At 68.9% G+C, this 22401-nt stretch carries 20 protein-coding genes and 3 tRNA genes; 11 read left to right on the forward strand and 12 right to left on the reverse strand.

Translation table 11 applies throughout. The annotated features are described in order from the left end of the window. Nucleotides 1-111: 111 nt before the first annotated feature. Entirely contained in the window at nucleotides 112-1692 is a 1581-nt protein-coding gene (gene hutH, locus AC5W7N_RS03820; protein WP_195020906.1) for a histidine ammonia-lyase, read from the reverse strand. A gap of 78 nt (nucleotides 1693-1770) precedes the next feature. Further along, on the reverse strand, nucleotides 1771-3369 hold the full coding sequence (locus AC5W7N_RS03825) for an amino acid permease (protein WP_416383078.1): 1599 nt from the start codon (nucleotides 3367-3369) through the stop codon (nucleotides 1771-1773). 249 nt (nucleotides 3370-3618) lie between these two features. Between AC5W7N_RS03825 and AC5W7N_RS03830 the strand changes: the two genes are divergently transcribed. From AC5W7N_RS03830 to AC5W7N_RS03860, 7 genes are all read left to right on the forward strand, one after another. Beyond that, nucleotides 3619-4782, forward strand: a complete 1164-nt coding sequence (locus AC5W7N_RS03830) for an acyl-CoA dehydrogenase family protein (RefSeq protein ID WP_194991317.1) — start codon at nucleotides 3619-3621, stop codon at nucleotides 4780-4782. 9 nt (nucleotides 4783-4791) lie between these two features. Further along, a complete protein-coding gene (locus AC5W7N_RS03835; RefSeq protein WP_495923263.1) occupies nucleotides 4792-5937 on the forward strand; it encodes a CaiB/BaiF CoA transferase family protein in 1146 nt (381 codons plus the stop codon). Between the two features lie 30 nt (nucleotides 5938-5967). Continuing rightward, entirely contained in the window at nucleotides 5968-6636 is a 669-nt protein-coding gene (locus AC5W7N_RS03840; RefSeq protein ID WP_163813516.1) for an IclR family transcriptional regulator, read from the forward strand. A gap of 171 nt (nucleotides 6637-6807) precedes the next feature. Further along, entirely contained in the window at nucleotides 6808-8244 is a 1437-nt protein-coding gene (locus AC5W7N_RS03845; RefSeq protein WP_163813517.1) for a purine-cytosine permease family protein, read from the forward strand. Nucleotides 8245-8253: 9 nt separating this feature from the next. After that, nucleotides 8254-9429: an imidazolonepropionase gene (hutI, locus tag AC5W7N_RS03850; protein WP_495923266.1), complete on the forward strand. Its 1176-nt coding sequence runs from the start codon at nucleotides 8254-8256 to the stop codon at nucleotides 9427-9429. Between the two features lie 9 nt (nucleotides 9430-9438). After that, a complete protein-coding gene (gene hutG / locus AC5W7N_RS03855; protein ID WP_495923267.1) occupies nucleotides 9439-10368 on the forward strand; it encodes a formimidoylglutamase in 930 nt (309 codons plus the stop codon). Between the two features lie 428 nt (nucleotides 10369-10796). Next, entirely contained in the window at nucleotides 10797-11507 is a 711-nt protein-coding gene (locus AC5W7N_RS03860) for a maleylpyruvate isomerase family mycothiol-dependent enzyme (protein WP_194990209.1), read from the forward strand. Between the two features lie 61 nt (nucleotides 11508-11568). Here AC5W7N_RS03860 and AC5W7N_RS03865 read toward each other — a convergent pair whose 3' ends face one another. From AC5W7N_RS03865 to AC5W7N_RS03880, 4 genes are all read right to left on the reverse strand, one after another. After that, nucleotides 11569-11892, reverse strand: coding sequence for a hypothetical protein (locus AC5W7N_RS03865; protein ID WP_495923268.1), 324 nt, complete (start codon nucleotides 11890-11892; stop codon nucleotides 11569-11571). A gap of 223 nt (nucleotides 11893-12115) precedes the next feature. After that, nucleotides 12116-12188, reverse strand: a tRNA-Arg gene (locus AC5W7N_RS03870). A 36-nt stretch (nucleotides 12189-12224) separates the two neighbouring features. Beyond that, nucleotides 12225-12314, reverse strand: a tRNA-Ser gene (locus AC5W7N_RS03875). 91 nt (nucleotides 12315-12405) lie between these two features. After that, entirely contained in the window at nucleotides 12406-13143 is a 738-nt protein-coding gene (locus tag AC5W7N_RS03880) for a dienelactone hydrolase family protein (protein ID WP_163813522.1), read from the reverse strand. Between the two features lie 96 nt (nucleotides 13144-13239). On the opposite strand from AC5W7N_RS03880, the gene hisC reads away from it, so the two are divergent. Beyond that, nucleotides 13240-14319 carry a histidinol-phosphate transaminase gene (gene hisC / locus AC5W7N_RS03885; RefSeq protein ID WP_194990211.1) on the forward strand — a complete coding sequence of 360 codons (1080 nt, stop codon included), beginning with the start codon at nucleotides 13240-13242 and terminating at the stop codon, nucleotides 14317-14319. A 75-nt stretch (nucleotides 14320-14394) separates the two neighbouring features. Here the strand turns inward: hisC and AC5W7N_RS03890 are convergent, their stop codons facing one another. The 5 genes from AC5W7N_RS03890 to AC5W7N_RS03910 form a co-directional block, all read right to left on the reverse strand. Further along, nucleotides 14395-15456 (reverse strand): alpha/beta hydrolase, encoded by a 1062-nt coding sequence (locus AC5W7N_RS03890; protein WP_495923269.1) that lies wholly within the window; start codon nucleotides 15454-15456, stop codon nucleotides 14395-14397. Between the two features lie 92 nt (nucleotides 15457-15548). Continuing rightward, nucleotides 15549-15932: a hypothetical protein gene (locus tag AC5W7N_RS03895; protein ID WP_228815215.1), complete on the reverse strand. Its 384-nt coding sequence runs from the start codon at nucleotides 15930-15932 to the stop codon at nucleotides 15549-15551. Between the two features lie 130 nt (nucleotides 15933-16062). After that, nucleotides 16063-16150, reverse strand: a tRNA-Ser gene (locus AC5W7N_RS03900). 33 nt (nucleotides 16151-16183) lie between these two features. Next, nucleotides 16184-16594: a MarR family winged helix-turn-helix transcriptional regulator gene (locus tag AC5W7N_RS03905; RefSeq protein WP_163813576.1), complete on the reverse strand. Its 411-nt coding sequence runs from the start codon at nucleotides 16592-16594 to the stop codon at nucleotides 16184-16186. Nucleotides 16595-16732: 138 nt separating this feature from the next. Beyond that, entirely contained in the window at nucleotides 16733-17908 is a 1176-nt protein-coding gene (locus AC5W7N_RS03910) for a lactate 2-monooxygenase (RefSeq protein ID WP_495923271.1), read from the reverse strand. A gap of 411 nt (nucleotides 17909-18319) precedes the next feature. Between AC5W7N_RS03910 and AC5W7N_RS03915 the strand changes: the two genes are divergently transcribed. Continuing rightward, entirely contained in the window at nucleotides 18320-19321 is a 1002-nt protein-coding gene (locus AC5W7N_RS03915) for an NAD(P)H-quinone oxidoreductase (RefSeq protein ID WP_495923273.1), read from the forward strand. Nucleotides 19322-19488: 167 nt separating this feature from the next. On the opposite strand, the gene AC5W7N_RS03920 is transcribed toward AC5W7N_RS03915, so the two are convergent. Continuing rightward, on the reverse strand, nucleotides 19489-20691 hold the full coding sequence (locus AC5W7N_RS03920) for a cysteine desulfurase-like protein (RefSeq protein WP_163813527.1): 1203 nt from the start codon (nucleotides 20689-20691) through the stop codon (nucleotides 19489-19491). A 95-nt stretch (nucleotides 20692-20786) separates the two neighbouring features. Between AC5W7N_RS03920 and AC5W7N_RS03925 the strand changes: the two genes are divergently transcribed. Both AC5W7N_RS03925 and wzm read left to right on the forward strand, forming a co-directional pair. After that, entirely contained in the window at nucleotides 20787-21395 is a 609-nt protein-coding gene (locus tag AC5W7N_RS03925) for a bacterial proteasome activator family protein (RefSeq protein ID WP_163813528.1), read from the forward strand. A 107-nt stretch (nucleotides 21396-21502) separates the two neighbouring features. Then, on the forward strand, nucleotides 21503-22390 hold the full coding sequence (gene wzm / locus AC5W7N_RS03930) for a galactan export ABC transporter permease subunit Wzm/RfbD (protein ID WP_375139387.1): 888 nt from the start codon (nucleotides 21503-21505) through the stop codon (nucleotides 22388-22390). Nucleotides 22391-22401 lie beyond the last annotated feature (11 nt).

Genomic DNA, 22401 nt, shown 5'->3' on the forward strand with positions numbered 1-22401 from the left:
CCACACCGATCGGCGTAGATCAGGTGGCGGTCGCCGGCTTCGCGGGGTCCCGGCACACCGCTGCCCCTGTCGTCAGCGACAGGGGCAGCGGAAACCATCCGTGCGTGAGGCTCAGTCCAGCGGACCGATCACCGACTCCGCTCCGGCGACGAGCGCACCGGAAGCCGCGAGTTCCACCGCCTTCTCGATCTCGGGTGAGAGGTGACGGTCGGTGCCGGGGCCTTCGATGTGCTCGCGGAGCACGGCGCGCACGGCGGACGTCGCGGGGGACGGCTCGAGCGGGGCGCGCAGGTCGAGGGCGCGGGCGGCGGTCAATGCCTCGATGGCGAGGACGCGGGTCAGGCCGTCGAGTGCCCGGCGCAGCTTGCGGGCGGCGGACCAACCCATGGACACGTGGTCTTCCTGCATGGCCGAGGACGGGATCGAGTCGACGCTGGCGGGAGCCGCCAGGCGCTTGAGCTCGGAAACTATTGCCGCCTGGGTGTATTGGGCGATCATGTGTCCGCTGTCCACGCCCGGATCGTCGGCCAGGAACGGGGGCAGCCCGTGGTTGCGGGCTTTGTCGAGGAAGCGGTCGGTGCGGCGTTCGCTGATGCTGGCCACGTCGGCGACGACGATGGCGAGGAAGTCGAGCACGTAGGCGACGGGCGCGCCGTGGAAGTTGCCGTTGGATTCGACGCGGCCGTCGAGGGTGACGACCGGGTTGTCGACGGCGCTGGCCAGCTCGCAGGCCGCTACCCGCTCGGCGTGGGCGAGGGTGTCGCGGGCGCCGCCGGCCACCTGGGGGGCGCACCGTAGGGAGTAGGCGTCCTGGACGACGGTGCAGTCGGGGTTGGCGTGGCTGGCGACGATGGGCGAATCCTTCAGCAGCCGAGTCATATTCGCCGCCGCGACGGCCTGGCCGGGCTGGGGGCGCAGGGCTTGTAGATCGGCGGCGAAGACCTTGTCGGTGCCGAGCAGTCCCTCCACGCTCATCGACGCCGTCACGTCGGCGAGTTGGAGCAGCTTACGCAGATCATGGCAGGCCAGCACCAGCATGCCGAGCATGCCGTCGGTGCCGTTGATCAGGGCCAGGCCTTCCTTCTCCTCGAGTTCGACCGGCTCGATACCGGCGGCGGCGAGGGCCTGGCCGGCGGGCATCAGCTCGCCGGCGGCATCGCGCACGGTGCCCTCACCGAGCACGGCCAGCGCCACGTGCGCGAGCGGTGCGAGGTCGCCCGAGCAGCCGAGGCTGCCGTACTCGTGCACGACCGGCGTGATGCCTGCCGACAGCAGCGCGGCATAAACCTGCGCGACCTGCGGACGGACCCCGGTACGGCCGGTGGCCAGCGTGGACAGCCGCAGCAGCATCAGCGCGCGCACCACCTCACGCTCCACCTCGGGCCCGGAGCCCGCGGCATGGGAGCGCACCAGGCTGCGCTGCAATTGTTTGCGCAGCTCCAGCGGGATATGCCGGACCGCGAGGGCGCCGAACCCGGTGGACACGCCGTAGACGGGCTTGGGGTCGGCGGCCAGCGCCTCGATCCGCTTGCGGCTTTCCGCCAGCGCGGCCAGCGCATCGTCCGACAGCTGGACCGGGGCGTCGTACCTGGCCACGCGCACGACGTCTTCAGGCGCCACGGGACCGGTCCCGACGATCACCGGATCGGTATTGCCCGCCACTGCTCGCTCCGCGCGCGGCAAGGTCTCCATACTCACGATTGTTCTCCGTTTCGAAATAGGTAGTAGGACGAAACTCCGGGGTTCCGGAGGGTGCGGAGACGCCATCGGTCACCGCAGCGACGACGGTCCCCCTGGCGCCCGAGTCGAAGCCGACGCGGCATCGGTCACCTGTGCCGTATCGCCGGTAGCACCGACCGCCGCACCATCGGCCGCCCGAGCCGCACCCGCGGGTTCGGCCACACGAGCTGCGACGGGCCCAGTACCTGCCGCGACGGCCACACCGCGCTTCTGAACCTCCGCTGCCGCACCCGCGGGCATCGGCCCCGCCACCGGTGCGGCTCCCGGTTCAGCAGACTCCGGCCGCACCCACCGCCGATAGGCGAGGAACAGCAGCGCCAGCCACACCACGCCGACCACCAGCGCGACCCGGCTGTCGTCGTCGAAGGCGATCACGCCGATTACGAACACCAGGAACCCGATGGTGATCAGCTGCCCGTACGGCCAGAACGGCACCGGGAACTTCAACGCGGCCGCCTCCTGGGCGCTCATCCGGCGACGCGAGCGGTAGTGCGCGAGCAGGATCATCAACCAGACGAAGATGGTCGCGAAGGTGGCGATCGAGGCGATCACCAGGAACACCTTGTCCGGGATGAGGTAGTTGAGCAGCACGCCGACCAGCAGCGTGATCGTCATGATGACCACCGTCATCCAGGGCACGCCGTTGCGGGAGACCTGCTTCATCACCGCGGGCGCCTGGCCGCGCTGGGCCATCCCGTACATCATCCGGCCCGCGCCGAAGATATCGCTGTTGATGGCCGACAGCGCCGCGGTGATCACCACGATGTTGAGCACCGTCGCCGCGGGGCCGATGCCGAGGCCGGAGAAGATCTGCACGAACGGGCTGCCCTCGGAACCGATGGTCTGCCACGGGTTGATCGCCATGATGACGGCCAGCGTCAGCACGTAGAACAGCATGATCCGCACCGGGACGGTATTGATCGCACGCGGGATCGTGCGCTCCGGATTCTCGGCTTCACCGGCGGTGATGCCGATGATCTCGGTGCCACCGAAGGCGAACATCACGATCGCGAAGCAGGCGACGAATCCGCCGAACCCTTCGGGGAAGAATCCGCCGTCGGCCCACAGGTGGCTCACGCCGCTGCTGGTGTCGTGCACGCCGAATCCGAAGATGAGGATGGCGATGCCGCCGGCGATCATCGCAAGGATCGCGACGATCTTGACCAGGCTGAACCAGAACTCGACCTCGCCGAACACCTTCACGTGCAGCAGGTTGATCGCGCCGATGAAGAAGATGATCGCCAGCACCCAGATCCAGCGCGGGACATCGGGGAACCAGAAGCCCATGTACACGCCGAACGCGGTGACGTCGGCGAGGCAGACGATGATCATCTCGAAGGTGTAGGTCCAGCCGGTCATGAACCCGGCCAGCGGTCCGAGGTGTTTGCTGGCGTACTCGCCGAACGACCCCGAGACCGGGTTGCTCACCGCCATCTCCCCCAGCGCGCGCAGCACGATGTAGATCGCGGCGCCGCCGATCAGGTACGCCAGCAGCACCGAGGGCCCGGCGCGTTTGATGGCCTCGGCCGACCCGTAGAACAGGCCGGTCCCGATCGCCGATCCGAGCGCGATGAATCGGATGTGGCGGGCGGTGAGGCCGCGCGTCAGCGCTTCGGCGGTTGTGTTCACACCAAACTCCCGGGTTCGAAATGGGGCAGCAGTCGAGCAATGCGGTTCGAGCATCGATGTGCGTGGAGTCACATCGGCCCTACATGTATAAGCCTGTCTATACAGGAATGTCAACGTCCCCCGGCTCGCCACTCTCGCGGCTCGATTCGCTCTGGACAAATTCTGCGATCCAGGTCATAGTCGATTCATGCCGCCTAGTGGCATTCGACTTTCATCAGATGAAATTTCTAGCCCGTCGAGGAGACCCTCGTGACCGTTGACCTACTCGATCGTTCGCTCGATACGACCGACCTACGCCGCACCGTGCGCGCCTTCGCGAATGCCGAGATCCTGCCGGGCGCCGCCGCCCGCGACGAGTCCAGGCAATTCCCTGCCGAACTGATCCGCCGGCTCGCCGAACAGGACCTCATGGGCATTTCGGTGCCCGAGGAGCTGGGCGGGCTCGGCCTCTCGACGCGCGCCCAGCTCGTCGCCATCGAAGAGGTGGCCCGCGCCGACGCCGCGCTCGCCTCGATCTACACCGCCCACTACCTCGGTCTCGAGCCGATCCTGGTCGGCGGAACCCTCGAACAGCAGCGACGCTGGCTGCCCGCGCTCGCCTCGGGTCAGCAGCTGGCCGGATTCGCCCTCACCGAACCCGATGCGGGCTCGGACATCGCCTCCATGCGCACGGTGGCGCGCCGCGATGACGACGGCTGGCACCTCAACGGGGCCAAGACCTTCATCTCCAATGCCCGCGAGGCCGACCTGCTCGTGCTCTTCGCCAAGACCGACCCGAATGCCGGATTCCGCGGCATCACCGCGTTCGCGGTACCGAAGGGCACGCCCGGCATCTCGTTCTCGGAGCCGCAGGACAAGCTGGGCATCCGCTCGGCGCCCACCTACACCGTGTACCTCGACGACGTCGTCCTGCCGCACGATGCGGTGATCGGCACCGAGGGCCGCGGCGGCAATATCGCGCTCACCGCGCTCAACCGCGCCCGCATCGACGTCGCCGCGATGGCCGATGGAATCGCCCTGCGCGCATGGGAACTCGGCCGCGAGTACGCCACCGAACGCAAGCAGTTCGGCCATCCGATCGCCGAATTCCAGGCCATCCAACTGCTTCTCGGCGCTTGCGATGCCGAGCTGGTGGCGGCCAGGGTGACCGCGGATTGGGCCGCCGATGTGAAAGACGCCGGTCAGGATCTGCGTCGGGCCGCCTCGATCGCGAAGTACACCGCGACCGAAGCCTGCTTCCGGATCGTCGACCGGGTGGTGCAGATCCACGGCGGCGCGGGCTTCATGCGCGAATCCGAAATCGAGCGGCTCTACCGCGACTGCCGCATCCTGCGCATCTTCGAGGGCACCTCGCAGATCCAGCTGCTGACCATCGCGGGCAACGCGCCCTCGACCCGAACCCTCGACTACTGAGAGGCCAACATGAACGCACTACCCCCGCTCGACGGCGTCCGCGTCATCGATCTGTCCCGGGTGCTGGCCGGGCCGTACTGCACCGCACTGCTCGCCGACGCCGGCGCCGACGTGGTGAAGGTGGAGGCCCGAACCGGAGAGGACGCCCGCCACCTCGGCCCGTTCCGCGACGGCGAGAGCATCTACTTCACGCTGCTCAACCGCGGCAAACGCTCGATCGCACTCGACCTGAAGTCCCCGGAAGGTCGCGATGCGGTGCTGCGGCTGATCGAGGACGCCGACGTGGTGGTCGAGAACTTCCGCCCCGGTGTCACCACCCGCCTCGGCATCGACTACGCGGCGGCTCGTGCGCGCAATCCGCGCATCGTCTACGCCTCCATCTCCGGCTTCGGCCAGCACGGCCCGATGTCCGGGGCCGCCGCCTACGACCTGGTCGTACAGGCTCTGTCCGGCATCATGAGCATCACCGGTTCGCCCGAATCCGGCCCGACCCGGCTCGGCGAATCCTTCGGCGACCTGATCGCGGGCCTGTTCGCGGCGTGGGGCATCAGCACCGCACTGCTCGCCGCCAGGGCCACCGGCGCCGGCCAGCACCTCGACATCGCGATGTTCGACAGCATGCTCGCCATGCTCCCGACGGCACACAGCCAACTCCAGGCCACCGGAACCGCTCCGGAGCGAGTGGGCAACCGGCATCCCATCTCGACTCCATTCGACACCTACCGGGCCGATGACGGCCTGTTCGTCCTCGCCGTCGCCAGCCAGTCCGGTTTCGAGAAGCTGACCAGAACGATGCAACGCGAAGACCTGATCGCCGATCCTCGCTTCGCCGACGACACCGCGCGCACCCGCAACGAGCCCGCGCTGCGCAAGGAGATCGAGAACTGGGCCGCCGGACGCACCGTCGCCGAGATCGTGGACATCCTCGGCACCGCCGGACTGGCGAGCTCGCCGGTGTGGGACGTAGCGCAAGCGCTCGGTTCCGAGCTGGCACGCAGCCGCGGTGTGGTCGAGTCCTTCGAGCATCCGGCGGCGGGCACCGTAAGCTACGTGCGGCAACCCGTCGTCTTCGGCGGCAGCGCACGGCCGCCGGTACGGCGAAGCCCGCTGCTGGACGAGCATCACGACGAAGTGCTCGCAGAGCCGCGGCGATAGCCCGGCACCCGGCGCATGGAGGAAACGCGAATGGCTCCCGGCGAGGTCACCCGCAGCGTGAGCCGGACCTTCGAGTTGCTCGGCGCCATCATCGAGCACGGCGGCCTGAGCCTCGCCGACGCCGCCAAGGCCACCGACCTGGCCACCAGTACAGCGCTGCGGCTGATCCGCAGCCTGGAGCAGACCGAGTTCGTGCTGCGCGGCGAGGACAACGTCTACCGGGTGGGCCCGCGCCTATTGCAGATCGGGGCGCGCGCCATCGCCGACAACCAGTTGGTGTTGCGGGCCCGGCCGGCGATGATCGAGATCGCCGAGACCACCAGGGAATCGACGTACCTGTCCGCGCCGGGACCGCACGGCACCGCGCTCTACATCGCGCAGATCGAGGGCACCTACGCCATCCGGCATATGGGCTGGGTCGGGCAGACGGTGCCGCTGATCGGCACCGCGGTGGGCGCGGCCTTGCGTGGTGAGGTCGGCGCCGAGGGCTACGCCATCGCCCACGACACTCTCGAGGAACATTCGACCGGCGTCGCAGCGCCGATCCACGACGCGACCGGACGGATCGCCGGGGCGCTGAGCATCATCGGCCCCACCTTCCGCCTCGACGATCAGACCTGCGCCGAACACGGCCGGGTACTGGTCGACCACTGCGCCCGGCTCTCGGCCGAGCTCGGTCGCAGCACCACCTCGCACTGATCCATCGCCGATCACACACCACGTCGGATTCCAGCCTCTTGACAGCCTGTCTATACAGGCATATACATATCCGGTGTGGCGTGATCCAACACACAGCATCGAACCGTTGTGAAGGGCGCCGCAAGCCGAGTCGCCCCGCAGTGATTTCGCCGCAGAAAGTCAGGCACCGCCATGAAGAACGACGGCACCCAAGAGGACCTGCTCACCCTCGAACGTCGCACCATCGACGTCGTCCCCGACAACGAGCGCCACGGCACCCCGCGCAGTCAGTTCACGCTCTGGTTCGGGGCGAATATGCAGATCACCGCCATAGTCGACGGCGCGTTGGCCGTCGTCTTCGGCGCCGACGCCATCTGGGCCATCATCGGTCTGCTCATCGGCAACGTCTTCGGCGGGGCGGTGATGGCACTGCATTCGGCGCAGGGCCCGCGCATGGGGCTACCGCAGATGATCTCCAGCCGCGCCCAGTTCGGCGTCAAGGGTGCGGTGGTGCCTCTGGTGCTGGTGATCCTGATGTACTTGGGCTTCGCCGCGACCGGCACCGTGCTCGCCGGGCAAGCCGTGAACAAGGTGCTCGGCATCGACAACCCGACGATCGGCATCCTGATCTTCGGCGGGCTCACCGCGTTCGTCGCGATCACCGGATATCGGCTGATCCACATGGTCGGGCGGGTCGCCACCGTCATCGGCATCATCGGGTTCAGCTACCTGGCGGTCCGGTTGTTCACCGAATACAACGTCGGCGATTACCTCGGCATCGTCGGATTCGATGCGGTGACCTTCCTGCTCGCCATCTCCCTCGGCGCGGGCTGGCAGCTCACCTTCGGCCCCTACGTCGCCGACTACTCCCGCTACCTGCCGCGCAGCACCAGCGAACGCACCACGTTCTGGTCCACCTTCCTGGGCAGCGTCATCGGTTCGCAGTGGTCGATGACCTTCGGCGCGCTGGTCGCGGCCGTCGCCGGGGATGCCTTCCTCGGCAATCAGGTCGGCTTCATGGGTGAGCTGGCCGGCCCGGCCGCCATCGCGTTCCTGATCTACCTGGTGATCGTGGTCGGCAAGCTGACGGTCAATGTGCTCAACGCCTACGGCGGGTTCATGTCGATCCTCACCACCGTCACCGCGTTCAACGGCCGCTCGCACATCTCCACTACCGCCCGCACCCTCTACATCCTCGGATTCGTCGGGGTGTCGATGCTGATCGCGATCGCCGCGAGCGCGGACTTCCTGGAGAACTTCAAGAATTTCGTGCTCGTGCTGCTGATGGTGTTCACCCCGTGGAGCGCGATCAACCTGATCGACTACTACCTGATCTCCAAGGAACGCATCGATCTGCCCGCGCTCTACGACCCCAAGGGCCGCTACGGGTCATGGAATGTGCCTGCGCTGATCTGCTACGCGCTGGGTGTCGTCGCCCAGATCCCGTTCCTGGCGCAGAAGATGTACACCGGGCCCGTCACCGAGATGCTCGGCGGCGCCGATATCTCGTGGATCGTCGGCATCGTGTTCACCGGCGCCATCTACTACCCGGTCGCCAAACGCACCAACAACCCGCCCGCGCAGATGATCTACCCCTCGCACACCGCGATGGTCGACACCCGGATCTAGGAGTCATCCATGGCAACAACGGCACTGACCGGCATCGGACTGCTCGTCACCAACGATCCCGCGCTCGGCGACGGACCGCTGGGCCTGCGGCGCGACGCCGCGATCGTCTTCGACGACGGCGTGGTGGCGTGGGTCGGTGATTCCGCCGCCGCACCCGCCGCGGATACCGGCCATGTGCTGGACGGGCGCGCGGTCCTGCCCGGTTTCGTCGAATCGCATTCCCACCTGGTGTTCGCCGGTGACCGGGCCGAGGAGTTCGCGGCCAGGATGTCGGGCCAGAAGTACGCGGCAGGCGGCATCCGCACCACCATCGAGGCCACCCGCGCGGCCACCGACGAGCAGCTCGGCGCGAATGTGCGGCGGTTGATGGACGAATCGCTGCGTGCCGGAAGCACCACCGTGGAATGCAAATCCGGGTACGGGCAGTCGGTGGCCGATGAGCTGCGCAGCGTGCAGGTCGCCGGCCGCTACACCGACGAGGTGACGTTGCTGGCCGCGCATGTGGCGCCGCCGGAGTATGCCGGGCGGATCGACGAATACGTCGCGATGGCCGTCGCGGAGATGATCCCGAAGTGCGCGCCGCACGCGAAATGGATCGACGTGTTCTGTGAGCACGGCGCCTTCGACCGCGATCAAGCGCATGCCGTGCTGAGCGCGGGTATCGCGCACGGTCTGATCCCGCGCGTACACGGCAACCAGCTGCGCCAGGGGCCGGGAGTGCAGCTCGCGGTGGAGTTGGGCGCGGCCTCGGTCGACCACGTGACGCATGTGAACGCCGCCGATATCGACGCCCTCGCGCACAGCGACACCGTGGCCACCCTGCTTCCCGGCGCCGACTTCTGCACGCGCAGTAGCTATCCCGACGCGCGGGCATTGCTCGACGCCGGAGTGACGGTCGCGCTGGGGGCCGACTGCAATCCGGGCACGAGCTACACCACCAGCCTCCCGTTCTGCATCGCGATCGCGGTCCGCGATATGCATATGACGCCCGACGAGGCGGTCTGGGCGGCAACCGCCGGGGGCGCCCGCGCGCTGCGCCGCACCGACGTCGGCACGCTCACCCCCGGCACCCGCGCCGACGCGATCGCCCTCGACGCGCCCACCCATCTGCACCTGGCCTACCGACCCGGTGTGCCGCTGATCAGCCGAGTGTGGCGCGACGGCACGCTCGCCTACTCGAACTGAGGAGATTCGATGCAACCCCGCTGGACCGGACGCACCGACGGCACCACGCCCGAGCATCTGCGCTGGCATCAGGTCGTCGAACCGTATGGCGCCGGCGTCGAGCCCGACGCGTGCGTCTTCGTCGGATTCGCCAGCGACGAGGGCGTGCGACGGAACAAGGGCCGCGTTGGCGCGGCGGCGGGGCCGGATGCGTTGCGCCAGGCGCTGTCCCCGATGGCCTTGGCGACCCCGCACCGGGCCTACGACGCGGGAACGGTGACGGTGTCGGACGCACGACTGGAGGAGGGGCAGCGCGCGCTCGGCGCCGAAGTGAGCACACTGCTCGACGCCGGCCACTTCCCCATCGTGCTCGGTGGCGGGCACGAGATCGCCTACGGTACCTACCTCGGCGTCGCGGGTTCCGCGCTCGGCCGAGCCGCCGGGCGGATCGGAATCCTCAATCTCGACGCCCATTTCGATCTGCGCGCCGACCCCGTCCCCAGCTCCGGCACCCCGTTCCGGCAGATCCTCGAGGCCGACGCCGGCGTGCGCTACGCCGTACTCGGCATCAGCCAGCCGAGCAATACCGCCGCGCTGTTCGACACCGCGGCGAAGTACGACGTGCGCTATCTGCTCGACGACGATTGCGATCAGGAGTCCGCGCTGGGTTTCGTCGACGCCTTCATGGCCGACATCGACCTGCTCTACTTGACCATCGACCTCGACGTTCTACCCGCGGCGGTCGCACCGGGTGTCAGCGCCCCGGCGGCCTTCGGCATTCCGCTCGCGACGATTCAGGCCGTCTGCGATCGCGTCACCGCAAGCGGGAAGCTCGCAGTCGTGGATGTGGCGGAGCTGAATCCCGGTCTGGATATCGACAACCGGACCGCGCGGACAGCGGCGCGCTTGATCCACCGGATCGCCACCCGGCACGTGCCCTATCGCGCGAACCCGAGCTGACCGGGCGACCGGTGTGACGGCTCCCCGGGCGAGCGGGCGACCGGCGTGACGGCTCCCCGGGCGAGCGGGCGACCGGCGTGACGGCTCCCCGGGCGAGCGGGCGACCGGCGTGACGGCTCCCCGGGCGAGCGGGCGACCGGCGTGACGGCTCCCCGGGCGAGCGGGCGACCAGTGTGACGGCTCCCCGGGCGAGCGGGCGACCAGTGTGACGGCTCCCCGGGCGAGCGGGCGACCAGTGTGAGGGCTCCCTGTGCGAGCGGATGACCGGGTGAGTGCTCGCCCGGGCGAGCGGGGCGAGCCGCCGGCCGCGCCGACCGCCCGTCCGCCGGCTGTGGCACCGATCGCATACCGGTGGCTTGTCGGCCGCTCCCATGCCGGGGCAGTCGAGCCAGGCGGCTCCCCGATCACCGCCCGTTAATCTCGAACGCGTGACCAGCGAATCTCACGAGGCAGCCCTGGAGCTGCTCGACACCGTCACCGAATCGACCCGGCGCCTGCTCGCCACCATCGACTCCCTGGACGACGCCGCCCTGAGGGAGCCGTCGCTGCTGCCCGGGTGGACCCGCGGCCACGTGCTCGCCCATCTGTGCCGCAACGCCGACAGCCTGGTCAACCTGTTCCTCTGGGCCCGCACCGGAATCGAAACCCCGCAGTACGCAAGCACTTTCCTGCGTGATCACGATATCGAGGAAGGCGCGCCGCGACCGCTCGCCGAGCAGCGCACCGATTTCGTGGAGTCGGCCGCCCGGTTCGAAGGCATGGCCCGGATCCTCACGCCCGAACAGTGGCAGGCCGAGGTCCGCACCCGCCAGGGCCGCCCCATTCCGGCCACCGAGGTGGTGTGGATGCGCTGGCAGGAGGTCGAGGTCCATCACGTGGACCTGGCATCCGGCTACACCCACGCCGACTGGCCTGCCGAGTTCGTCGACCGGCTGCTGCCCGAGGCGGCGACAGCCCTGAGCACATCGGCCACTGAGCCGTTCGAGATCGTCACGCCCGGATACAGCGCCACGATCGGCGCGGGGACCCCCACGGCAACGGTCACCGCGCCCGCCGCCGACGTCCTCGTCTGGCTGCTGGGCCGCACCACGCCCGATTCGCTCACTGAGCCGCTCCCCCCTGTGCCCGACTGGAAGTAGAACGGGCGGTACCCGGCCGCGCCAAGTGTGCGCAGCCGGGTACCACTTCGCGGGTCGGTCGTCAGGCGGCCTTGCCGGACCAGCCGTGATGGGTGAGGCGGCTGTGCGGAGCGACGGTCGCGACGGGGGCGCCAGTGCAGTTGTCGGAGGCGAAGAGCAGGAAGGGACGGTCGCTGCGGTTGTCGACGTCGATCTCCCGCGGGAACCCGCTGGCCCAGCACTGGTCGAGGTTGCTCAGCTCCATCGTGCCGTCGATGAGCACCACTTGCCTGCCATCTCCGCCGCCGCCGAACGAACCGGTCGGGAAGGCCGAGGCGGCCGGCGCCACCACAGCCGCCGCGGCGACGGTGAGAGCGCCCATGCACGAAAGCAATCCAAGTTTCACGACGGCGAGCCTACGGGCCGGGCAAGGGTGTTCCCCACCGTTGGCGAGCCGCGCAGGCCCGCTCGAGGGGTCAGGCGCGACGCCGATCCCTGCACATTTGCCGATCCCCGCACATTGCCGAGTGCGGCGCGGGGCGGGCGCCGATCGGGCGCGAAAATGGTACGAAAGTATCCCCCCGAGACCAAGGAAGGCCCCTCCCGAGCTGGGGAGGGGCCTTCTGAAGTGCGCCCGAAGGGATTCGAACCCCTAACCTTCTGATCCGTAGTCAGATGCTCTATCCGTTGAGCTACGGGCGCATGCGGTGTTCAGTTGTACACCCGGTTTCCCGGGCTTGGCGGAGGCGAGAGGATTTGAACCTCCGGTCCCCGTGAAGGGACAACTCATTAGCAGTGAGTCCCATTCGGCCGCTCTGGCACGCCTCCTGGAGCCTTCTCTTCGAGGGCACCGGTCCTTTCGAACCGCCGAGCAGCAAGGTTACAGTAGCCGATCCACAGAGTGCAAAACGGCTGGTAGTTAGCGTAAATTGCTGTCGAACCAGTCGAAGATCCTGGTTTGCGCGTCGATGAGATCGTCGCGCTCCTCCTCGTCGTCGCCGGGTTTGTCGGCGCGGTGCAGCAGACCCGGATAACTGATCACCAGACTCGCCACCTCGGCGCGGGCGGCGGCGTCGCGTAACTGCTCGACCTCCTCGGCCGGGGTGTTCGGATCGGTCTCGCCGAACAGGCCCAGCCACGGTGCCTGTAAGCGGGGAGCGGCCTCGACCAGCGCTTCGGCCTTGTCGGTGAGCGGGCTCACGATGCCGGGAGCCGCGACGCTGACCGCGGCGCCGATGGGGCGGTTGGTGGCCACCAGGCAGGCGGCGGTGCCCGCGGTATCGAAGCCGAGCGCGCCGATGCAGTCCGGGAACACCCCGCGCCGGGTGAGCCAGTCGAAGCAGGCGTCGAAATCCTCGAACAGTTCGTCGCCGAACACACCGGTCGACGGCGGATCGGTGGCGCGGTGGAACAGATTGGGCGCGACGACCGTCCAGCCCTCGGTGGCCAGCGCCTGCATGAGCTCCAGCAACGGCCCGGTGAACTCACCGGATTCGTGCAGCAGCACGATGCCGCCACGGGCGTTGCCCTCGGGTTCGACCACGGTGATGGGCACCTGCGGGTGCGCGGCCGGGCGCCGGTCCGGCTCGGACTCACCTTCGGTTGCCATGTCGTCCCCGACGCGCAGCGGCGCTAGATCGTCATAAGTGCCCGACATGAATCCAGCGTAGGGCCGAATTCTGATCTTGGGGAGAAATTGCACGTGAGAGGCCCTCGCGCACGGAAATTCCGGCACCGGGCATATGGTTGGGGGGTGACCGCGCAGATTCGGCCGGACCTCGATTCCATTCCGGCGTACGTCCCCGGCCGCAACCATCCCGGTGCGGTCAAACTGGCCAGCAACGAGACCACCTTCGGTCCGCTGCCCGCCGCGCTCAAGGCCATCACCGAGGCGGCCGAGCTGGCGAGCCGCTACCCGGACAATCAGGTCACCGAGCTGCGGGCCGCGCTCGCGGAGTTCCTCGGCGTCTCTCCGGCGAACGTCGCGGTGGGCTGCGGCAGCGTCGCGCTGTGCCAGGAACTGGTGCAGATCACCTGCTCCTCCCCCGACGACGAGGTGCTGTTCGCGTGGCGCTCGTTCGAGGCGTACCCGATCGTCACCCAGGTGGGCAATGCCAAGGCCGTGCCGGTGCCGCTGGACCCGGAGCTGGTGCACGATCTGGACGCGATCGCCGCCGCGGTCACCGAGCGCACCAAGATGATCTTCATCTGCAACCCGAACAACCCGACCGGCACCGCGGTCGGCCGCGAGGCGCTCACCCGCTTCCTCGACTCGGTGCCGGACAACGTGCTCGTGGTGCTGGACGAGGCCTACTACGAGTACATGCGACTCACCCCGCAGGACCGCCCCGATGGCGTCGAGCTCGGCCGCACCAGGCCCAATGTCGTTGTGCTCCGCACCTTCTCGAAGGCCTACGGGCTGGCCGGGCTGCGTGCCGGCTACGCGGTGGGCGCGCCCGAGGTGATCACCGCGCTGCTGAAGGTGCACATTCCGTTCAGCGTCAACCGGGTGGTGCAGGCCGCCGCGATCGCCTCGCTGGAGGCACGCCACGAACTACTCGATCGCACCGAACCGCTGATCGCCGAGCGTGACCGGGTGCGCGACGCGCTGCTGGCGGCGGGCTATCGGGTGCCGCCGAGCGAGGCGAACTTCGTCTGGCTGGCGCTGGGCGAGCACAGCGCGCCGTTCGCCGAGGCCAGCGCCGAGGCCGGCGTGCTGGTGCGGCCGTTCGCCGGCGACGGCGTGCGCGTCACCACCGGCGATCCGCACGAGAACGATCTGTTCCTGAGTTTCGCCACCGATCCGGCGGTGGCCGCCAGGTTCACCGGCTGAGCAGCAGGTCCACCGCTGAGCGGCTGATCCACCGCCGAAGCCAGGCGACCGGCCGGACTCTGAGCTCCGCCGGGCTCAGGCCACGCCGAGCCCGCGCGCGATAGTCGGCCAGGAGCTGACCAGCTCGTCGGCCCAGTAGGGCCAGGAATGGGTGCCGGTGGGCCGCAGGTTCGCGGTGTGCGCGATACCGAGGGCGTTGAGCCGGTCGATGAGGCGGCGGGTGCAGGTGTTGGTGCCGGCTTCGAGCGGGCTGCCGAATCCGATGGCGGTGAGCAGCTCCGGGTTGCTCGGGACCTCGTACTTGCCGGGGACGCCGCTGCCGGAGGACAGGTAGATCGCCTTGCCGCGCAACGCTTCCGCGTTCCTGGTGACGTCGTGGGCCAGCCAGGCCGGATCCTCTGGCTCGCCGAACATGTTGTCCGGATCGCCCTTGTAGGTGGCGATCACGGCACGCACCTGCGCCTGCCCGAGATCGGATCCGCTGGTATAGCAGCCGCTGTGCGCGGCGACGGCGGCGTAGAGCTGCGGTTCGCGCACCGCGAGCATCATCGCTCCCTCGGCGCCCATCGACACGCCCATCAGGGCATTGCGACCGTTGCCGTTGAAGCGGGCATCGAGCAGCGGGGGCAGTTCCTTGGTCAGGAACGTCTCCCACATATTGGTGCCGAGCACCGGGTCGGGCCGCTGCCAGTCGGTGTAGTAGCTGGCGGGCCCGCCGACGGTGAGCACCACGTTGACGTTCTTGTCCTCGTAGAACTGCAGCGCGCCGCCGCGTTCGATCCAGTTGTTGCTGTCCTCGACGGCGCTGCGGCCATCGAGCATGTAGACCGTGGGCCGAGGGGCGCTGCGATCCCGCGGCAAGAGCACCTGCACCTCGACGGTGCGGCTCATCGCGGGCGAATCGACGTAGACGCGCAGCCTGCGGTCGGTGATCTCGCTGACGCCGCTGATCTTCGGGCGGGCGGGCATCGGCCTGGTCTGCTCGGCCATGCCCGGCCCGTCGGAGGATCCGGTGCCCTGTTCCTCCGCGGGCGCCGCCGTCGTCAAGGGCGCGCCGATCGTCGCCGCACCGATCATGAGTGCGGCGCTCACCAGCGCGCCGGACAGCCGGCGCCGCGGTCCACGCCGTGACAGCATGTGGCCATACTGCCAGAAACGGCCTGCGGGCCGCGGCGACGAGGAGCGGGCCGGGCCCGAATTCACCCGGCTACCAGCACGAATGGCCGAGATCAGGGCTCGTAGACGCCGTAGGCGCGGTTCGCGATGCACATCGGCACCACGTGCTGATCCCGGCGCCATTCGAATCGCGCGGCGGCCTCGACGGTTTCACGTTCCACCAGGCAGACGGTGGTGGTGCCGGGCCGGGTGATGTTCGCCAATGGCGAGACGGCCAGCGGGATCCCGATGTAGACCTTGTTGTTCATGCACACCGGCACCACCGGCACGCCACGGATGGCGCTGTGGCGGTCGGCCACGCCCTGCGCGTGCGGCACGCCCGAACAGTCCAGTGGGTTGGCGTCGCTCGCCTGGGCGGGGGCCGCGGCGAGGGTGAGACCGGCCGCGGTACCCACGGCCAGCAAGCTCAGGGATCTAGCGATGGTGGTCCACGTCATAGCCGCATTGAAACACTCGCGGTGCAGGACACACTCGATAATCGCGGCGTGTCCGCACGCTGGGACGCGATCGGTATCGGGGCGTTGCCGCCGCCGAGGCCGGGAAGGTCCGGCCGTCGGCGCGGGTTGATGGCGGAGACGGAGGGATTTGAACCCCCGGTCGCTCTCACGACGCTCGCTTTCAAGGCGAGTGCATTCGGCCGCTCTGCCACGTCTCCAGGTCCACGATCGTAACCGATCGTGCGGGCCGGTCAGTGGCCGTCCGAGAGCGCTTCGAGGTCGATGCGGCCGAAGACGTCGGCGACGAGGTCGAGTTGCTCGGGAGTGAGCAGGTCGATGAATCCCTTGCGCACGGCCTCGACGTGACCGGGCGCGGCCTCCGACAGCCTGCGCATTCCGGTGTCGGTGAGCTCGGCGAGGACCCCGCGCCCGTCTTCGACGCAGGTGTTGCGGCGTACCAGGCCCTGGGCTTCCATCCGGCGGATCTGGTGGGTGAGGCGGCTGCGCGAGGACAGCACGCCGTCGGCCAATTCGCTCATCCGCAGGGCCCGGCCGGGCGCTTCGGACAGCAGCACCAGGATGCGGTATTCGGCCAGGCTCAGATCGTTGTCGCGTTGCAGCTGCCGGTTCAACGCGGTCATCAAGCGGAGGTGGCCGTCCATGAACGCCCGCCACGCGTTCTGCTGAGCCGGGGTCAGCCACTCCGGCTCAGCGGAAACGCGACCGCTTGGTTTGGTAGGCACGTCGGTATTCTATGTCGTCCGACCAGCGAAGTTACCGGCCGGTTACCCATTCCGGGCTCAGCGCGGGGTCACCAGCAGGTCGCGGGAAAGATCGCTGACCTTCGCGTGCCCGGACAGGCCCATCGCCGAATCGAAGTCGGCCAGCAGCAGACGCAGGGCATGACGAACGCCGTCGTGGCCCGCGATGCCGAGGCCGTAGGCCCACGGGCGTCCGTAGAACACCGCCTTGGCGCCGAGCGCCAGCGCGATGAGCATGTCCGAGCCGGTGCGGATACCGGAGTCGAAGAGCACATCGGCCCGGTCGCCGACACCAGCGACGACGGCGGGCAGCGCGTCCAGCGCCGCGATCGAACCGTCGACCTGGCGGCCGCCGTGGTTGCTCACCACCACCGCGTCGGCACCGGCGTCGACCACCTGCCTGGCGTCGTCGGGGTGCAGGATGCCCTTGACCGCGATCGGCAGATCGGTCCATTCGCGCAGGTGCGCGATATCGGCGGGGCGCAGCGTGTGATTGCCGAAGAGGCCGGCCCAGGTGAGGATCGCGGTGCGCATGGCGTCCTCGCTGTCCTCCGGCGCGGCGGGCAGTTTGGCCCGGAACACCGGATCGGACAGGTAGTTCGCGATGCCCTTGCCCTTCAGGAAGGGCAGATGCGCCAGCTCGAGATCGCGCGGACGCCAGCCGAGCGACGGCGTGTCGACGGTGACGACGATGGCCTTGGCACCCGCCTTCTCCGCGCGCTGAACGAACGAGCGCGCCAAATCGTTGTCGGCGGGCCAGTACAGCTGGTACCACCATTCCCCCGACACCGCGCCGACCTCTTCGATGGTCGACGACGCCGCCGTCGACAACACCATGCCGACGCCCAGCTCCTTGGTGACCTCGCCGACCACCGTCTCGCCCCGGTCCTGGAGCAGCTCGAGCACCCCGACCGGCGCCGTGAGCACCGGCGCGGCCAGTTTGGTGCCGAGCACCTCGACCGACAGATCGCGGGTGCCGTGGCCGGTGGTGCCGCGCAGCATGCGCGGGACGATCCGGTAGCGGTCGAAGGCGGCGCGATTGGCCTGCGCGGTCCGCTCATCCGAGGCGCTCCCCGCGACGTAGGCGAAGGCCTCGGCGCCGAGCAACTCCCGGGCGCGTTCTTCGAGACCATCGGCCGTCATCGGCAGTTCCGGAACCTCACCGCCGAGCCCGCGGAAGTAGATCTCATTCTGAAAGTCGATGAAGCTGCTCACGCTCGAAGACGCTAGCGCCTACCTTCGGTGACCGCGCCCACACCCGGCGAATCCGCAGGGCCCCCGGCATTCCCGCGCATCCTTCCGCCCCGGGCCACCCCGACGAGCGCTACTCCGCGTGCGCTCCACGCGGGCAGCGCCCCGCCGGCCGCGGATGCGGGTGCGCATCACCGCGCCGGGCTCGGTCGCGGGGCGACATCCACCGCACGACCAAGGGCCAGGTAGCGCTCGAGGGCTCCCACAATGGCCGGGTAGCGGAGCGCCCCGGTCCCAGCACGGCCGCCACCCGCCACGTAGCACTGGCTCTCATGGTGTCCGGGTGCGGAGCGGACCGGTACAGCACGGCAGCCACCCGGCCACGTAGCGCGGGCTCCCGATGGCCGGGCGACGGCGGTCCGGCAGTATGGGCGCGTGCGCGCGATCACGTTGAACGGATTCGGTGGGCCGGAGGTCATGGAGTGGGCGCAGACGCCCGAACCCGAGGCCGGTCCCGGCGAAGTGCTCATCGACGTGGCGGCGGCCGGGGTGAACCGGGCCGACATCATGCAACGCAAGGGCCACTATCCGCCGCCGCCGGGTGCCAGCGAGATCCCCGGACTCGAGTGCTCGGGGGTTATCACGGCGGTCGGCGAGGGCGTGCGCGACTGGTCGGTGGGTGATCGGGTGTGCGCGCTGCTGTCCGGCGGCGGCTATGCCGAGCGAGCCGTCGCACCGGCCGGGCAGCTGCTGCCGATCCCGGACGAGCTGGACCTGGGCGCGGCGGCCGGACTGCCGGAGGTGGCGGCCACCGTGTGGTCGAACCTGGTGATGACCGCGGGGCTGCACGCCGGGCAACTGGTGCTGATCCACGGCGGCGGGAGCGGCATCGGCACCCACGCGATCCAGGTGGCCAAGCGGCTGGGGGCGCGCGTCGCGGTGACGGCCGGGTCGGCGAACAAGCTGGAACAGTGCGCCGAGCTGGGCGCCGACCTCCTGATCAACTATCGCGAACAGGACTTCGTCGAGGTCATCCGCGCCGAACAGGGCAGCGGCGGGCCTGGCGCCGACATCATTCTCGACAATATGGGCGCGTCCTACCTGGCCCGCAATGTGGAGGCGCTGGCCACCTACGGGCAGCTGGTCGTCATCGGATTGCAGGGTGGAGCGAAGGCCGAACTGAACCTCGCGACCCTGCTCGGCAAGCGTGCGGCAGTCCGAGCCACCAACCTGCGCGGCCGCCCGGCGACCGGGCCCGGCAGCAAGGCCGAGATCATCGCCGAGGTGCGCAAGCATGTATGGCCGCTGGTGGCCGAGGGCGCGGTGGTCCCGGTGATCGCGGCCGAACTGCCGATCAGCGAGGTCGGTACGGCCCACACGCTGCTGGACTCGCCCGACACCGTGGGCAAGGTCGTGTTGCAGATCGGCGACTACTGACCGAACCGGTTGCGACGGCCACTATGCGCGGAGGGCCGGGCCGGGTCCGCGGTCCAGGACGGCCGGCGGATGCCTCGGTCCAGCACGGCCGACGCACGAGGTGGCTCGGTCCAGCACGGCCCGCGCCCCGGGTGCCTCGGTCCAGCACCGCCGCCGCCCCGGGCACCTCAGTCCAACGCCGCCAGCGCTCGGCCGAGCTGATCGATCTCGAACTTCGTCGTATACGGCGCCAGACCGACCGTCACCGCACCACCCTCGTCGTTGACGCCGAGCGCGTCCAGCAACCGGCTGCCGCCGTGGGTGCCGCTGAGCACGCCGATGCGGTTGTCGGCCAGTTTGGCGGCGATCTTCTCCGCCTGCAGGCCGACCATGGTGAAGCTGACGGTCGGGATGCGGGTGGAGGCGCGGCCGATGACGGTGAGGTTCTCGATCTTGTCGAGGGTGTCCATCAGATGCTCGAACAGCTGGTCGTGGTAGTCCTGCAGCGAGGTGATGGACACTTCCAGCCGCTCACGTCGGGTGCCGGTGGCGCGTTCGTCGAGCCCGGCGAGATAGTCGATCGAGGTGGTGAGCCCGGCCAGCAGCGAGTACTGATGCCCGCCGACCTCGAGCCGTTCAGCACCCTTGGCATACGGGTTGAGCGACATCGACGGAATGCGGTCCAGAAACGCCGGATCGCGGAAGACCAGCGCACCGATCTGCGGACCACCCCACGACGGTGCGCTCAGCGCGACCACGTCGGCGTTGAGTTCTTCGATGTCGATCAGCGCGTACGGCGCGGCGCCGAACGCATCCGCCACCAGCAGTCCGCCCACCTCGTGTACCCGGTCGGCGGCCACCCGGACGGCGGGCGCCGAGCCGACGATCGGCGAGGCGGCGGTGAGCGCCACCAGGCGCGCGGTGGGCCCGATCAGCTCCTCGAACTGCCAGGCAGGCATCTCGCAGGTCTCGATCTCCACCTCGGCCCAGCGCACATGCGCGCCGTAGCGGTTGGCGATGCGGAGCCAGGGGGCCACATTGGCCTCGTCATCCAGGCGCGACAGCACGATCCCGGTACCGAGCCCAAGGCGCGAGCTCAGCGATTCGGCCAGCCAGGCCAGCAGTACCGCACGATCCGGTCCGAGCACGACGCCGGCGGGATCACCGCCGACCAGGTCCGCGACGGCCTCACGCGCCGCATCCAGAATGGCGGCGCTGCGCTTGGCTGCGTGATGACGGCCTACGTGGGAAAACGACGACGTACGGAAACCTGTTGACACGGCCCGGGATACCGAATCCGGAACCAGCATGCCCGCTTGCGGGTCGAGATGGATCCAGCCGTCGCCCAGGGACGGTATCAGGCCCCGAACCCGTGCGACGTCGTAAGTCATGCTGGCCACTCTAAGGGCAGCGGGTGAGGCCGCGTAACCCTCCCCACAGGCACCGTCTTTAGCACGTCGGCGCCCGACGCGACATGATAGAGACCATGACGCACTCGGATGACGCATCGGATCCCGTCGTCGTTATCGGACCCGAGGGACGCCCCCTGCTGCTACCCAGCGGCAAGGAATCGGGCGTGCCCTACACCGCGCAGGTGGTCTCCGACGGCGACGAGAAGAGCAAGGACTCCGACGAGCGCGATGACTCCGGCGAATCGCTGGCCGACATGGTCGAGCAGCCCGCGAAGGTCATGCGTATCGGCACCATGATCAAGCAGCTGCTGGAGGAGGTCAGGGCGGCACCGCTGGACGACGCCAGCCGGGCCAGGCTGCGCGAGATCCACAAGTCCTCGATCCGCGAGCTGGAGCAGGGCCTGGCCCCGGAGCTGCGCGAGGAGCTGGAACGGCTGACGCTGCCGTTCACCGACGAGTCGGTGCCGTCGGACGCCGAACTGCGCATCGCCCAGGCCCAGCTGGTCGGCTGGCTGGAGGGCCTGTTCCACGGCATCCAGACCGCGCTGTTCGCCCAGCAGATGGCGGCTCGTGCCCAGCTCGAGCAGATGCGCCAAGGTGCGTTGCCGCCGGGCGTGCACGCGGGCGACCAGCGGTCGGCCCAGCACGGCCACACCATGGGCGGCACCGGCCAGTACCTGTAACCCAAGCAGAGCGTGGACGGTAGTGCTGGCGGGGCCCGGTACGCCTCGGCCGAGTAGTGTCGAGCACCGTGCCCGCCGCTGCCGCTCGCCCCGACTCGGTTTCCGATGTGACTAACGAACAGACCTCAGAACCCACCGTCACCGCGCCCGCCGAGCCTGCCGAACCGCTGGTCTCGGACTCGCAATCGTTCGCCCGCGCGTTCAAGGACATGCGCGACGGCTTCGGTCAGCGCGAGCTGTGGCTATCGCTTGGCTGGCAGGACATCAAGCAGCGCTACCGGCGCTCGGTGCTCGGCCCGTTCTGGATCACCATCGCCACCGGCGTGCAGGCCACCGCCATCGGCATCCTGTACGCGGCGCTGCTCGGGCAGCCGCTGCGCGAATACCTGCCGTACGTGGCGGTCGGGTTGATCGTGTGGAACGTCATCCAGGCCAGCATTCTCGAGGGTTCGGATGTGTTCATCGCCAACGAGGGCCTGATCAAGCAGTTGCCCTCGGCGTTGAGCGTGCACGTCTACCGGCTGGTGTGGCGGCAGTTCTTGTTCTTCGCGCACAATTTCGCGATCTATTTCGTGGTGCTGATCGCCTTCGGGGTGTGGCAGAACCTGCATTGGACGGTCGTCTTCGCGATACCTGCGTTGCTGCTGATCTTCGCCAATTCCATGTGGGTGTCGATCCTGTTCGGCATCTTCAGCACCCGCTACCGCGATATCGCGCCGATCCTCGGCAGCATGACGCTGATGTTGTTCGTGCTGACGCCGGTCATGTGGAACACCAAGAGCCTGCAAGAGCAGGGCGGCGACGTGGCCGATCGGGCCAAGCTGGCCGAAATCGTGCCGACCTTCCACTACCTGGAAATCGTGCGCGCGCCGCTGCTCGGCGATGATCAGCGGCTCTATCACTGGGGCATCGTCGGCGCGATCACCGTCGTCGGCTGGATCGCGGCCGTGTTCGCCCTGAAGAAATTCCGTTCGCGCGTGCCGTACTGGGTATAGGAGCCGATGCA

The organism is Nocardia sp. CDC519 (assembly GCF_059509835.1).